We start from the raw sequence: 14704 nt of genomic DNA, 5'->3' as shown, positions 1-14704 counted from the left end.
TGGTGTATTTGAAATTGATTTTGTATCGAACTTAACGAATAATTTTGTGAATCTTTAAAAGACATACACCATGCGTTTCCGTGTGAAATAATGTTTTTCGAAGTAATTATTTTGGATAATTTTCACTTTTTATTTACTAAAAAAATGTTTTCCCACCAAAATAAACGGATAAATTTCAGTTTCAACTTGATATTGGAAAAGAGACCAATATTATGTTAAAAAAATAATTTTTCGAAATAGATGATACTTATCCTTATTCATTTATAGCTAAAAACGCATCCCTTGATTCTGAAGGATGCGTTTTTAGTATTCCCTATTTATAAGTCATTCATCGCATTTTTACGTTCATTAGCCATTTGAATAAGCTCAGAAGCATGTTGCAATGTTAATTCGGTAATTTCTGCGCCACTCATCATACGGCTAATCTCTTCGATGCGCTCGGTTTCCTGCATTTCAGAAATCGTTGTAAATGTGCGGTCATGCTCAACTTGTTTTTTAATATAATATTGGTGATCAGCCATCGCAGCCACTTGTGGTAAATGCGAAATACAAAGCACTTGAGAATTCCCCGAAATCGCTGCAATTTTTTCAGCAATCGCCTGTGCGACACGGCCACTGACACCCGTATCCACCTCGTCAAAAATAATCGATGTAATTCCATTTGACGTCGAGAAAATCGTTTTCAGCGCCAGCATCATCCGTGAAAGTTCGCCACCTGATGCTACTTTTGGCAAGGATTTTGGCGGTTCCCCAACATTGGTCGAAATATAAAAAGCAATGCTGTCTCTTCCATTCGCATCAAACTGCTCCTGGGCTTCGAAATTCACAACAAATTTCGCTTTTTCCATATGTAACATGCGCAATTGCTCCATGATAGCATCACTTAAAACAAGTGCATTTTCTTTACGAATAAGCGTTAGCTGACTCGCCAGTTGTGCTAATTCCTGTTCCATTTCATGAAGGAGTTGCTCGTTTTTTTGCATCGTTTCATCACGATTCATGAGCTGCATTAATTCTTCTTCTATTTTTGCATAGTACGTCAAAATTTCTTCAACCGTCGTACCATATTTGCGTTTCATTGTTTGATATTGTGCAAGGCGCTGCTCGACCTCATTTAAACGTTCTGCATCGTACTCCAAATCATCCAGCGCATTTTTAATTTGATAAGCTGCATCTTGGAGTGCATAAAAGCTTGTCGTTACTGCTTCAGACGCCTCTTTAAATGTCTCATCTAAATTCACGATTTGATCCATTGACTCCATCGCATTGCCAATAAAATCAAGTCCATTTGATTCACCAGATATCGCTTCATATGCAGTATTGGCATGTTCAAAAATTTTATGGAAATTCAATAAGCGACGACGTTCATCATTGAGTGACTCTTCTTCGTCCACATTGAGGTCGGCTTGTTCGAGTTCTTGGATTTGGAATTGGTACAAATCGATTTTTTGCGCCATTCTTTGCTCGTCCATACTCAGTTCAGCCACTTCTCTTTTGAGCTCGCGATACGTGTCATAAGCCGTTTTATAGCGTACTTTCACATCTTGCAGTGCTGCGCTCGCAAAGTGATCAAGCAAGTTGATATGATATTTCTCGTCCATTAACTCTTGATTTTCATGTTGCCCATGAATGTCAATTAAACTCCCGCCAATTTCGCGTAATACCGTCAATGGCACCAGTTTTCCGTTGACACGACAAATACTTTTACCCGAATCATTCAAATCACGGCGTAAAATAATCGTCCCTTCTTCCACATCAATCCCGTGCTCTTCTAACTTGTGAAAAATCGGGTGGTTGTCATTATGAATTTGAAATAATCCACCAAGTTCAGCTTTTTTTTCACCATGTCGAATAAATTCAGTTGACCCGCGCCCACCTGCTAAAATATTGACCGCATCGATAATAATCGATTTCCCTGCACCCGTCTCACCTGTTAAAACGGTTAATCCGTCAAAAAAGCTCACGGTTAAATCATCAATGATTGCAAAGTTGCGAATGCTTAATTCTCTTAACAAACAAATCCACCTCGATTTATAGCATCTCTAATAAACGATTTTTAATGTCTTCTCGGTCCTCTTCTGTACGACACATAATTAAAATCGTATCATCTCCGCAAATTGTTCCTAAAATTTCGGACCAATCTAAATGGTCTAATAAAGAGCCGATTGCGTTAGCATTACCTGGTAACGTCTTCATCACTAAAAAGTGGGACGCCCCATCAATTGATACAAATGCATCCGCTAATGCACGATGTAATTTTTGGATTGGATTAAAGCGTTGGTCCGCAGGTAAGCTGTATTTATAACGGCCATCTTGTAACGGAACCTTCACTAAATGTAATTCTTTAATATCACGTGAAACCGTCGCTTGTGTCACGTTATAACCTGCATTTTTTAAATGATCGACTAAATCGTCTTGTGTTTCAATTTCATTATTTGTAATAATATCGCGAATGCGAATATGGCGTTGGCCCTTATTCATCGAGGTCACCTCATTAAATTTTATTCATTAATAGTTATTCAATCTATGTATATTTACACTACCATTTGCATAAAAGAAATTCAAGAAAAACCCGATGGAACCTTTCAAAATTCTCTATTAGCATTTTTTTTAGTGCCATACATTCCTTGACTAATAAAGTTATGCATTCATTTAATTACATGACACGACTTTGTTTTCTTGCAATATTATGTCGTGCTGTGATTAACCCCAAAATAGCATCTCCCTTTACCGCACTAGGAGATGCTATCTATTTTATATGCATGATTTGACTGCTAACTTATTTTAATCCCTTTATTTCTTGCGCTTAAAGATAATGATCAATAGCACTATAACAGCCATTAATCCAATGAAAGCAGCGATCCACCAATAATAGTCATTGCTACTTTGCGTTACGGTCTTCCCTTGCGCTTCATTTTCACCCATCCATTGCTCATTCGTGAAAATTTGATTAGTATTCATTTGCACAATAACGTTGGACGAGATTTCGGTGTTGCGGATGAAGCTCAGTAATTCTTTCGGTAAAAAGCTTGTTGCATCGCTCATTTTATCAAATACGAGCATCGCATACTCTTCATTCCAAATATTCGGCTGTAAAAAAGTAAACATCGCCGTCGTCGTATGGATAAAACCATGGTCCGTTAACTGCGCAACGCCATTGTTATACCCCATAACGAGATTGTCCACCCCACCCAAAATCGGATGCATCGTAGGACCGCCAACGAAAACGACATTCCCTTTCTTCAGTTGCTCCTCTTTTACATCACTCGATTTGATAACCGCCATTTTCGGTGTGGCATTATTCGTCGTGAATGCACCATATAATCTCAAAAGCTCATCCTCAGAAACTTCACCTGCATCTGGCACAACGATAGTCAATTCATCATCATGCTTAGCAAATGGGAACGGAAATTGGCTGAATGTCAGGTTACTTGACGTTTCCGTTGTCGCCATTGGTAATCGTAATTCACTATCATCATAAACGTAAATCCATTTCTTCTGATCTGTCGCGACACAAGGATTTTGCATGACAAGTCCATTCGCAGCTACTTGGATTGCTAACACTTGCGAATCCTTTAAAATAGATGGATCAAATGGCACGGTCACCTTTACATCATTATTCCCTTTAGACGAAAGTGTTTGCATATCTACCGCATGTGGAACACCATTTAAATAGACAATCAATTCTACTTTCCCCTCTAAAATACTCGCACTATCTGGACGTTTTGTCAGTTCCTCATAATTGGCAATAATATCCGAATATTTCAAGTGTAATTCAATAGAAGGATCTGTAACATTATGTTTGTTCACTGGTAAATAATAAAAATACGAATTAGTCGAATTCATCCGATTATCCAGTGTGAAATTTAGCAGTCCAAGCTGTTTAAATGTCACTTTATTTGAGTCAATTTGCGCATTCACTGCAGGCATTTCCTCAATAACGATCTTTTCTCCCGTTAATTGCGGTACAATCGACGGTGTTGTTAAAACGGCAATTTTATCAAATTCCACAGCATTTTTCGCCGTTACGAGTAACGCATGGACTGCCGCATCGTGATTCACCACTTTTATTTGTGAAATTTGCAGTCCTTTTTCTGGTGGCTCATTTTGAGTGGCGATTTTTTTTGCCCAACTAGATGAAAACTCCTGTTGCAAACCAATTAATACAAAATGATTTGATAAGGCGTCCACTTCTTGTTCATTTATAACATTCACAGAATTTCCCGCTGATTGCTGTGTTAAATAATTGGCAACTTGTAAAGCAGCATTAGTTGTTTCCATCGATGCTTGCTGTGGGATAATTACTTTTATTTTTTCAGTCGGAGTCCCTGTATATAAATCGGGGTAACTTGATAAAGATTGCCCTACAATCGGTGTTGTTCCATCTATATTTAAAAATGAATTAATTTGTACTGTTACCCAGTTACTCGTTGATTGTTGCGGAACACAAATACCTTCTTTCAAAAAGCCATTAAAGCTAAGTGTAATCGTATGAATACCCGTTTTTAACGCATTTTTTGGTAAATTCACTTTAAATTCAGTAGTTTTCTCCGCAAGTGAAATGGATTGGATTGGCTCTCCATCTACCTCCACTGTTATTGCAGAAGGCTCAATTAATAAGTTCGAATGATTTATATAAAATTGAGCGTAATAATCACCCGGTTGCACATCTGATAACAATTCATAATAAAAGTTCTTTTCTGAAACAGGTCCTTCTAAATGAATAATTTCGTTTGTTAAAGGTACCTTTTTATTTGTAATCGTCGGTTTTATTGGTAATTCAATATCCGTTGTTTGGGCATATCCTTTTTCATTACCAATCACCATAATGAATAACATCGTACAAACTAAAACAAATAGCCGTTTTCGCACGTTTATTTACCCCCTTTTGTCGCAAAACGTTCAGTTTTATACCACTTATGTTCTTCTTTAAAAATGACGCGTTTCATTTCTAAAAAGAGTGAATAAATTACGAGTAATATCCACATTTGTGAATATGTAAAATACATCGCGATTACATACATTATATTTTTAAACGTTAATTGATCCTTTTCAATACTAAGCGTAATCATAACCTCTGTTAAAAATAATAAAAATGCCAGTGCCCATAAAACGACCGCTACATTACCAATCGATAAATTCAAATCAACGAAGATGTTGATGATAAAAATACCATTGGAAATGATTACACCGAAGAAAAATAAAAAATAGGTAAAGAAGAAGTAAAAAATATCAAACATAATTCGCTTTTGTTTCATTGAAAATAGTTTTCCTAAAAACTTTAAAACGACATATTGATTACCTCGTGCCCATCGCGTTCGCTGACGCCACCACACACCTAATGTTTCTGGCTCCTGCTCCCATGTAATTGCGGCTGGGAAAAATCGAATATGATAGCCCAAATTATAAACACGAATTGTCAGTTCGGTATCCTCCGCCATTGCTGACTCATCCCAGCCACCTAGCTGCTCAATAATTTCACGACGAATCGCAAAATTTGTGCCAGGTATAGTCGCTATGCCAAACCAATGCCAACGCCCCGCCTGAGCCATCCACTGAAAGCAAATCGTTTCGATATTAATAAAATGGGTAAGCCATGTTTGGGCAGCGTTCACAACACGAAACTTCCCGACCATTGCAGCCGCTTTTGGATCATTTAGTAACCCCATAACTAAATACCAAACCGCTTTTTTCTCTGGCGTATTATCTGCGTCATACACGGCAATGATTTCACCTTTACTATGCAAAAGTGCATAATTAAGCGCCGTTGACTTCCCTCTCCCTTTATATTTCCCCTCTGTTTCAATAATCTTAATGAATGGATAATCATGCGCAAAACTCTCGCCAATTTCTTTCGTGTTATCACTGCAATTATCACAAATTATAATGACTTCTAAACGGTCTTTCGGATATGATAGGCGTACCATTGCCTTTAATGTTTGGGCAATTACAACCGCTTCATTATGAGCTGGGATAAAAATACTAACAAAAGGTAAATCTCCTTTCATCTTTTTCTCCCACTCTGGAATTACTTTTCGATATTTCTTAAAATGCAAGTAACCACCTTGCGCTAAAAACATGTGATACAACAGCATGAACCAAATTAAAAACATAGCAGTGTAAAATAATAGATTGGCCATTATGATCGCTCCTCAAATAGCCTTTTCCGATAGCGAATACGTAAAAGGAATATATTTAATATAAAAATACTAACAAAAATGGTCGTTAATAGAACGATTAGCCATAGTACGATCTCGAGTGGACGTTCCTTCGCCATTACACGCAAATCGTCTTTATATGAAAGCGATGAGTGTGTCATAACTTCTCCATTTTCAACGGTTACGCTTACTTTATTCGTTTTTACTACTAAATCTGTATCCTTTACGTCCAACCATTTTAAATTTGGGACCGCATCAAACAGAGCGACCATCTCTTTTAAATAATCAATTCCTAAATAAGGATGATATAAACCACCTAACATCGAGCCTGGCACCTTTACAACTTTCGCTATTTTCTCCTCGATAACTGCAATCGGGTCGCTTTCAGATGGATCAACGAAGCCAACCGTTTCAGGGTATAACACCATCCCATTCAAACGTGTTGGTCGGCTCATGAATAATGGGCTATTCATAGCGCCCCAATCCGTATCAGATAGCTGCAATTGACCAAAAACACTTGAAAAATAATTCGAAACAATATGATAGCCATTCTCACTCATCGTATAACGTGGTACCTTAAAAGCAATCGGACTATAACCTAACTCAACTAAACTATGAATCGATGCCGTTAATTTTTCGTTGATATACTGCGTTTCAATTGCTTGATAAGGTTCTAAATACTTAGCATACGCATCCTCACTACTAAATTGGTTCATCTTTTTAAGCGATGTTGGCTTGTCCTGTGGATTCATTGTCGTAATCGGTTGATTCAGTACAAAATCCCAAAACTCAAACCCTTCGCCTGTATGCGTATAACCATTTGCGATAATATAAGCTCCGCGCTCTACCAAATCATCTAAAACTGCTTGTAGCTCCGGTATATCACTAAGCATCGTTGTTTTTCCAGTTTCATTATCCACATATACAGGAATGACGGCCAAATACACAGGAATACCACGATTCAATAAATAATCCCCCGCTTGCTGTAATAGTTCTGGATCCGTAACTGGTGAGATATCCTCTAATCGAATGTATGCTAAATGGGATTCTGGCTTTTCGATTTGGAATAAGTCATATAAATAATAGGAGAAAATATAGCGCTCTTCTACAAAAAAATCCGTGAAATTGATATAGGATATGCGTTCATTTTTCATAATGAGCGGAAACGATTTTTCGTATTGCATTCCTTCTAAAAGAACTTCCGTTTTTCCATCTATTTGAATATGATTTACGACTATGTCATATTTCAATGGCTGATTATCAATATAACGAACGGAAATATCCCCAATAAATTCCCATTCATCAAACTGCGGTAGAACTTTGGCAAATTCACCGATTCCTAATAGTTCCTTTGAATAATTTGAAAGCAAATCAATTGCTCTACTTGAAATTTCTCCATCTGTTTTCGCATAAGCGACGACAATATTTGCCTCATCTAAGTGAACTTTCTCTAATCGATCCACATGAACACTATCAACTTGCTCAAATAAACCACTCATCGTCGCCTGAATCATTTGTACATTGGCCATCGCGATATCATCTTGATTTGTGTAAACAATGAGGACACGACGTTCATCTAAATTTTGTAGTTGTGCATCAACACTCGTCGAAATCGAAACAGCCAACAATAATGTAACAAATACAATGAATTTACATCGCATAAAAAATAATCTCACTTTCAAGCTCCTCGATAAATTGATCGTAGGAATGTTGCTTTTTGATATTGTCATATTCATTAAAGCTAATATGAAATGAAAGTGTGACCGTTTTACCATTTGTTAGCTGATGCGTTTGTAATTGTAATGCCAGTTTTTCAATTATGATTTCGACATGCGCTTGTGGCGTTTCTGTTAATAAAAAGGCAAAACGGTTATCATAATAGCGAAACTTCCTGTCAGTTAAACGCAACTGTTCATTCACCTTCTGCCCAATTACCTCCAGTAAATGTTGCATCTCTTTAGAACCATAAGCTTGATTGAGCTCATTATAATGATCTAGTTCAACTAATAGCAGCGAAAAACTTCCACCATAACGGTTGACACGACTCATTTCTCGTTTAATTTCTACTTGCATTCGTTTTTTATTATCAAACGATGTATCCGTATCAATCGAGACGTACTGTTCTACCTCGTAGCGTAGTCGTTTCTGATCATTCATCACGTCACGAATTCGCTCTTGTATCATCCCAGCAACAATAACACTTACAATTAATACGATTCCAAAAACGACAAATTGTTCGATGGATAGCATTTGCAACTGTAAACTACTGAATGTCGTATTTTTTATAGCCGCAACTAGCAATGTAGTTCCCATAAAAAAAAGAAGGAGTAAACTTGCAACTAATCCATTTAGTATTCCATTAAATAGCGCCAATCCGATAGTCATAAACAACAAAAGGGCTAGCAATATATTCATCATCGGTGTACTGTCGAAAATTAAGATAAATGAACTGAATATACATAGGAGAATCAAAATTTGAATATAAATACCATATGCTGACTTAAAAAACGCCCTCATCTTTTCCCTTCCTTTCGGCAAGCAGCGCTAATACATTATCAAAGAAATGTGTATATAGTCTGTCTACTACGATATAGCCACCATAATAATCACTTTCTGTATCACTGTTGCGTAGTGTTAAAAGTCGTTCATATAATTGTTGCGCGAGTTCTTTTTCTTCAAGTTCTAACATCATCAAAGTAGCTAAGGCATATACAGCTGCGGATTCGTAATTTACTGTTGGTGTTTTTGTTGTTGGGTTAATACGCCCATAAAGCACTCCTTGTGATGCCATCGCTTCCTTAGTTAATGCTACTAATGTTCGTACCTCATATCCCCATTGGGCACGATGATAACCAATGTAATATTGGTCGATTAAATTAATCTCATCTTCATACTCATAGCTTTTCGTCGTGACATTGTAGCGTTGCGGAAAAAAGCCATCCTTAGAAAGTGGTGCATTCGCGACTAAATCCCGATTATCCGTATACTGAGTTTTAGTTATAAAATCTTTTTCATACAACATGTCATATGCTTTTGGAATGATATACGACATCGTCACAAAATCTGCCTGACTGGAAGTAGCTACGTCATAGTAATCTACTAAAAAGCCATCCTTAACATTCAATTGAATCATCGCAGTTGCCATTTTATCCGCAAGCTTCTTATAGCGCTCCTCCCACTGTTCCGTTCCATTGTACAATGCCTGCATAATACGCAAATCATCGATTAAAGCATTGACTGTAGAAGTTTCACCATTCAAAATTCGCCATGAAACGGTGTTATCTTTTGTCAAAAAATACTTTTCCATTACTTGTACTTGCTTTTCAAATTGAATTGGATCATTTTGCTCGACTAAAAATTCCATCCATAAACCAATCGATTCAGATAAATATTCCTTGGATCGCTCGGTTAAATCTGTTTGTAACAAGTTATTAGTTAATAGATGTTTCTCGATAAATTGCTGCGTCGGCAATCGATCTCGTCCGTTTGATTTTACATATTTTTCATCCTGACACCCTAATAAGGTATATGTACAAGTAATCAAGATAACACAAACAATAAAAAACTTACTGAAGTTTTGCATAACTACCATCCCATCTATCTTACATCACGTTCCTAAAGATGCATTATTTCAGCAAACTTCATTATAGACTAAAAAAACTATAAAATAAAGTTCATTTTACCTATTTTTATTAATTTTTCATTGTTTTCCAATGAAGGTATGAAACTTTTTAATTATACCACTTCAATATACTTCCATAATTAGCCTTATATTTGAAGATAGACCAATTATACCAAGCGCTATACTATTTCCATCATATAAATTTTGAATCACTTGTTTAAATGACCTTTTCGTTCATAAATCGAGTAGGAGGGAGTGATTAACTCCCGACCTCTCACACCACCGTACGTACGGATCCGTATACGGCGGTTCAATTAAGATGAATAACGCAAAGTTTCATAACGAACTTGCAGACTTTTCAGCCCTTGGCTTTCCCAGTAGTAATTGCCGAGGGTTCTGTGTAATATGGGGCTATTTGAAATGCGCCAGTAGCCTCTACGACTATTCCCCCACTCATACGCTTTACTATAAGGTATTTTAAAGCGAGCGAGATTTCTGACTCTTGTTCGAGGGTTCTTCCAATTTTTCCAAAGGCACATTCGTAATCTTCTCTTAATCCAACTGTCTAATGCTTTAAAGATAGAATGTGTATCTGCTAATGCGAAATAACCACACCATCCGATTAGGTATTGGTTCAATTTCTTGATACGATATTCCATTGGGAATGGCATCTTACTAGAGGTAATTTCCCGGATTTTCTTCTTCATTCGTTCTAGGCTTGTTTTCGCAATACGGGTCTTTGGTACTTTATGGTTTGTAAAACTGAAACCCAAGAATTTGCGGTTCCACGGACGGTCAACCGCTGATTTTGTTTCATTTACTTTTAATCGGAGTTTACCTTCTATCAATCGCTTTACATTTGCCATTGTACGTTCCCCTGCACGTTTACTTTTTACGTAAATATTGCAGTCATCTGCGTAACGAACGAATTTGTGACCGCGAGTTTCTAATTCTTTATCAAGCTCATCTAACACGATATTAGAAAGCAGGGGGCTCAAAGGACCACCTTGTGGGGTCCCTTCTTCTGTTCTAGAGACTACGCTATTTATCATCACACCTGCTTGGAGATATTTGCGGATAAGTTTCAAAAGTGGTTTATCTTCAATCCGTTTTGCTAATGTCGCCATAAGTCTGTCATGGTTCACCTTGTCGAAGAACTTTTCTAGGTCCATGTCTACTATCCAGCGATAACCCTCTTTTATATAACCCTATGCTTTTCGAACTGCATCATGGGCACTCCGGTTTGGTCGGAATCCATAGCTGTTATCCGAAAACGTATTGTCATATTCCATTGATAATATCTGCGATATGGCTTGTTGAATCAAACGGTCTGTCACAGTGGGGATACCTAATAGACGCACACCGCCGTCTGGTTTCGGGATTTCGACTCGACGTACCGGTTGCGGTTCATAGGTTCCACTTAGAATCTGCGATTTAATGGTTTCCCAATTTTCGAGGATGTGCTGACGTAAGGTTTGTACGGGCATCATGTCTACTCCATGGCTTCCTTTATTCGCTTCTACTCGCTTTAACGCTTGTATCATGTTCTGCCGTTCAAGAATTCGATTCAACATCACCATTTCGTTCCTTTCCGTGAATAGCTTATCTTCTTATGCCCAGTTGAACTACACCCTCCGCAAATACCCTCGTGGGATTCACCACTACTTTCTGAGCGCGAGGTTTCTCTGTTTTCTATGCTTCCATGTTCCAACTGGAATGCCAAGGGCTATTCTCTCTTAATTGTTCAGTCCTTCCAAATCGTTCTAGACCGATTTGTATTATGACATCTGCTGACTTCTGACAATTCAGCTACTTGTCACCAAGTAGGTTATGAAGGATACTTCACGTTTCTGTCAGATCTCCCCGGGTAAGCGCATGCACTTTCACACCATCTATCCGTCTCATTTACTTGATATGACCTTCGACAGAAAGAGCTTTGTTTTGTTCTGCAAACTCACTCAATCATACCTAGCCTTCTATGAGATTCGTGTTCCTCGGACCGGTGATTTGCCTCCAGCTTCCTTCAGATTTCGCGTCGCCACGGACACCCTGGCTCTTGGCTAACCTCTACTTCTGTCTTCGGGGTTCGGGACTTACACCCTATAGTTCATACGCATGCCGGGCGCACAAAAAATAAACCAATTACGCCGAAGCGTAATTGGTTTATTTTAATTGTGCATGTGCCTCTTTTACAACAGCTTCAAAATTAGTAAATGCTGCTACTTCTTCACCGTCATGTGGGTTGTATAAATGGAATAAAAATTCGATATTCCCTTCGCCACCTGTAATTGGAGAAAATGAAGCGTCTTTTACTACAAATCCAGTTGCTGTTGCCATTTTCGCTGTTTCTTCTAGCACCGCTAAATGGACTTTCGGTTCGCGGACGATACCTTTTTTGCCGACATTTTCACGTCCTGCTTCAAATTGCGGTTTAACGAGCGCCATCACATTACCGCCTGGCATTAATACCGTTTTTAAAACCGGTAAAATGAGGGCAAGTGAAATAAACGACACATCAATCGTCGCAAAATGAGGTAAGCCCTCTACTAAATCTTCTGGCTTCGTATAACGGAAATTGGTTTTTTCCATCACCGTTACGCGCTCGTCGGAACGAATTTTCCAAGCGAGCTGATTGGAGCCAACGTCAAGTGCATAGCAATGACGCGCTCCGTTTTGTAAGGCACAATCTGTAAAACCGCCTGTTGATGAGCCAATATCGAGCATTAATTTGCCGTCCACTGACATATCGAATATTTCTAAAGCCTTTTCGAGCTTCAGACCACCACGCGATACATATTTTAAATCTGACCCTTTTACTTGAAGTGGCATATCAATCGCAATTTTTTCGCCTGCTTTATCGATGCGAATTTCATTTGAAAACACAAGCCCCGCCATAATCGAGCGCTTTGCTTTTTCGCGTGTTTCACATAATCCACGTTCAACAAGTAAAATGTCTACACGTTCTTTCGGTTGTTTCGTCATACTTTATTAAACCCTACCTGACTGTTTTTTGGGACTAGTTGCTCAATGCGTTTTACTGCTTCTTCCGCAGTTACATTAATTTCGGCAAGTAATTGATCCACATCACCATGCTCGATAAACTCATCTGGAATTCCAATGCGTTCAATCGTACTATTTCGGTATTTATGGTCAAATGCAAACTCAAGTACCGCGCTACCAAATCCACCTTGTAACATCGATTCTTCTATCGTTAAAATCGGTAAACCGGCTTTCATAATCTCATGCAGCATGTTCTCATCCATTGGTTTAATGAAACGAGCATTGACAACACGCACTTGAATGCCTTGCTGTGCTAACACATCGGCTGCTTCCATTGCCATTGGTATAGTCGTACCGAATGTTAGAATAACTGCCTCGTTACCTTCTCGTAACACTTCCCACGAGCCGATTGGCAATGCCTTTAGTTCCGCATCCATTTCAACACCGTAGCCATTACCACGTGGATAACGTAACGCAATTGGACCGTCATTGTATTCAAATGCTGTTTTGACCATATGTTGACCTTCATTTTCATCTTTTGGCATCATTAAAACGATGTTCGGAATATGTCGTAAAAACGAAATATCAAATACACCTTGATGGGTTTCACCGTCTGCACCAACTAAGCCAGCACGATCAATGCCGATAAATACATTTAATTTTGGACGTGCAATATCATGTAACACTTGGTCATATGCACGCTGTAAGAAAGTTGAATAAATTGATAAAAACGGTTTCATATGCTGTGTCGCAAGTCCAGCCGCCATTGTTGTCGCATGCTGTTCGGCAATTCCAACATCAAAGAAACGGTTTGGGAAATCCCTTTGAATGCCCTCAAGTTTCGAACCGACTGGCATAGCAGGTGTAATCGTGACAATACGCTTATCCTCCGCCATACATTTTCGAACGGATTCTGACACTAAACTACTCCATGCTGGACCTTTTGTAGCTGACTTCACAAATGCGCCTGTCTCAATTTTATAAGGTCCTGTACCGTGCCAAGTGCCAACTGTATCGTCCTCTGCCGGTTTATAACCCTTGCCTTTTTTCGTAAGGACATGCACTAATACAGGCCCTTTTACTTTTTTCGCGTACTCTAATGTTTTTTCAAGTGCCTCAAAATCATGGCCATCAATTGGTCCTAAATATTTAAAGCCCATTTCTTCAAAAAACACACCCGAAACGACTAAATATTTTAAGCTATCCTTCACACGTTCTGCTGTAGAGGCAAGCTTGTCCCCAACGACAGGTATTTTGAGCATTAATGATTCTAAATCTTCTTTTGCACGTGAATATTCCTTAGCTGTACGCAAACGGCCTAACACGTCATGCAGTGCTCCGACATTTGGTGCAATCGACATTTCATTGTCATTTAAGATGGTAATCATATGCGTCTTTTCATGCCCAATATGATTCAGTGCTTCCAGTGCCATACCACCAGTCAATGCACCGTCACCAATAATTGGCACGACAAAGTTTTTATCCCCTTTTATATCACGCGCAGCTGCCATACCCATTGCAGCTGATAATGATGTCGAGCTATGACCTGTTTCCCACATATCATGGTCACTTTCGACTAACTTTGGAAAACCGCAAAGCCCTTTAAATTGGCGTAAAGTATCAAATTGATCTGCACGACCTGTTAAAATTTTGTGCACATACGCTTGATGCCCTACATCCCATAAAAATTTATCCTTTGGACTGTTAAAAGCTTTATGCAACGCTATCGTTAATTCCACAACACCAAGATTTGGCCCAAGATGACCACCTGTTGCTGCGCATTTTTCGATTAAAAAAGCTCGTATATCTTTAGCGAGGGCTTCTAATTGCTTTTTATTCAAGTCTTTTAAAAAGGATGGACTAGAAATTTTTGTTAAATCCATCACATCCACACACCTTTTCTTCAGTTTATTCACCATTGTGA

9 protein-coding genes and 1 pseudogene are annotated in these 14704 nt (G+C 38.4%); all 10 read right to left on the bottom strand.

Annotated elements, in window-relative coordinates:
• Positions 1-317: 317 nt before the first annotated feature.
• The 10 genes and pseudogenes from recN to dxs all read right to left on the bottom strand — a co-directional run bounded on the left by recN (position 318) and on the right by dxs (position 14663).
• Entirely contained in the window at positions 318-2015 is a 1698-nt protein-coding gene (recN, locus tag ACQKIH_RS18235) for a DNA repair protein RecN (protein ID WP_427768151.1), read from the bottom strand.
• 16 nt (positions 2016-2031) lie between these two features.
• A complete protein-coding gene (gene ahrC, locus ACQKIH_RS18230) occupies positions 2032-2481 on the bottom strand; it encodes a transcriptional regulator AhrC/ArgR (RefSeq protein ID WP_057987799.1) in 450 nt (149 codons plus the stop codon).
• A gap of 312 nt (positions 2482-2793) precedes the next feature.
• Complete coding sequence (locus ACQKIH_RS18225; protein WP_427768150.1) at positions 2794-4872, bottom strand: cellulose biosynthesis cyclic di-GMP-binding regulatory protein BcsB; 2079 nt, start codon at positions 4870-4872, stop codon at positions 2794-2796.
• 2 nt (positions 4873-4874) lie between these two features.
• A complete protein-coding gene (locus tag ACQKIH_RS18220) occupies positions 4875-6140 on the bottom strand; it encodes a glycosyltransferase family 2 protein (RefSeq protein WP_427768149.1) in 1266 nt (421 codons plus the stop codon).
• Positions 6140-7819 carry a DUF2334 domain-containing protein gene (locus ACQKIH_RS18215; RefSeq protein ID WP_427768148.1) on the bottom strand — a complete coding sequence of 560 codons (1680 nt, stop codon included), beginning with the start codon at positions 7817-7819 and terminating at the stop codon, positions 6140-6142. The genes ACQKIH_RS18220 and ACQKIH_RS18215 overlap by 1 nt, the downstream gene beginning before the upstream one ends.
• On the bottom strand, positions 7809-8543 hold the full coding sequence (locus ACQKIH_RS18210) for a diguanylate cyclase domain-containing protein (RefSeq protein ID WP_427768147.1): 735 nt from the start codon (positions 8541-8543) through the stop codon (positions 7809-7811). Before ACQKIH_RS18210 ends, ACQKIH_RS18215 begins: the two co-directional genes overlap by 11 nt.
• Before the next feature lie 115 nt (positions 8544-8658).
• On the bottom strand, positions 8659-9702 hold the full coding sequence (locus ACQKIH_RS18205) for a transcriptional regulator (protein WP_427768146.1): 1044 nt from the start codon (positions 9700-9702) through the stop codon (positions 8659-8661).
• Between the two features lie 392 nt (positions 9703-10094).
• Positions 10095-11357: pseudogene (gene ltrA / locus ACQKIH_RS18200) on the bottom strand (group II intron reverse transcriptase/maturase).
• A gap of 586 nt (positions 11358-11943) precedes the next feature.
• Positions 11944-12762, bottom strand: a complete 819-nt coding sequence (locus ACQKIH_RS18195) for a TlyA family RNA methyltransferase (protein WP_427768145.1) — start codon at positions 12760-12762, stop codon at positions 11944-11946.
• Positions 12759-14663, bottom strand: coding sequence for a 1-deoxy-D-xylulose-5-phosphate synthase (gene dxs, locus ACQKIH_RS18190; RefSeq protein ID WP_427768144.1), 1905 nt, complete (start codon positions 14661-14663; stop codon positions 12759-12761). Before dxs ends, ACQKIH_RS18195 begins: the two co-directional genes overlap by 4 nt.
• Between the last annotated feature and the right edge of the window lie 41 nt (positions 14664-14704).

The sequence above is a fragment of the Solibacillus cecembensis genome, from assembly GCF_050272495.1.
Taxonomy (GTDB): domain Bacteria; phylum Bacillota; class Bacilli; order Bacillales_A; family Planococcaceae; genus Solibacillus; species Solibacillus cecembensis.
The sequence above is the reverse complement of the archived record's forward strand: the minus strand, read 5'-3'. Positions and strand labels throughout refer to the sequence as shown.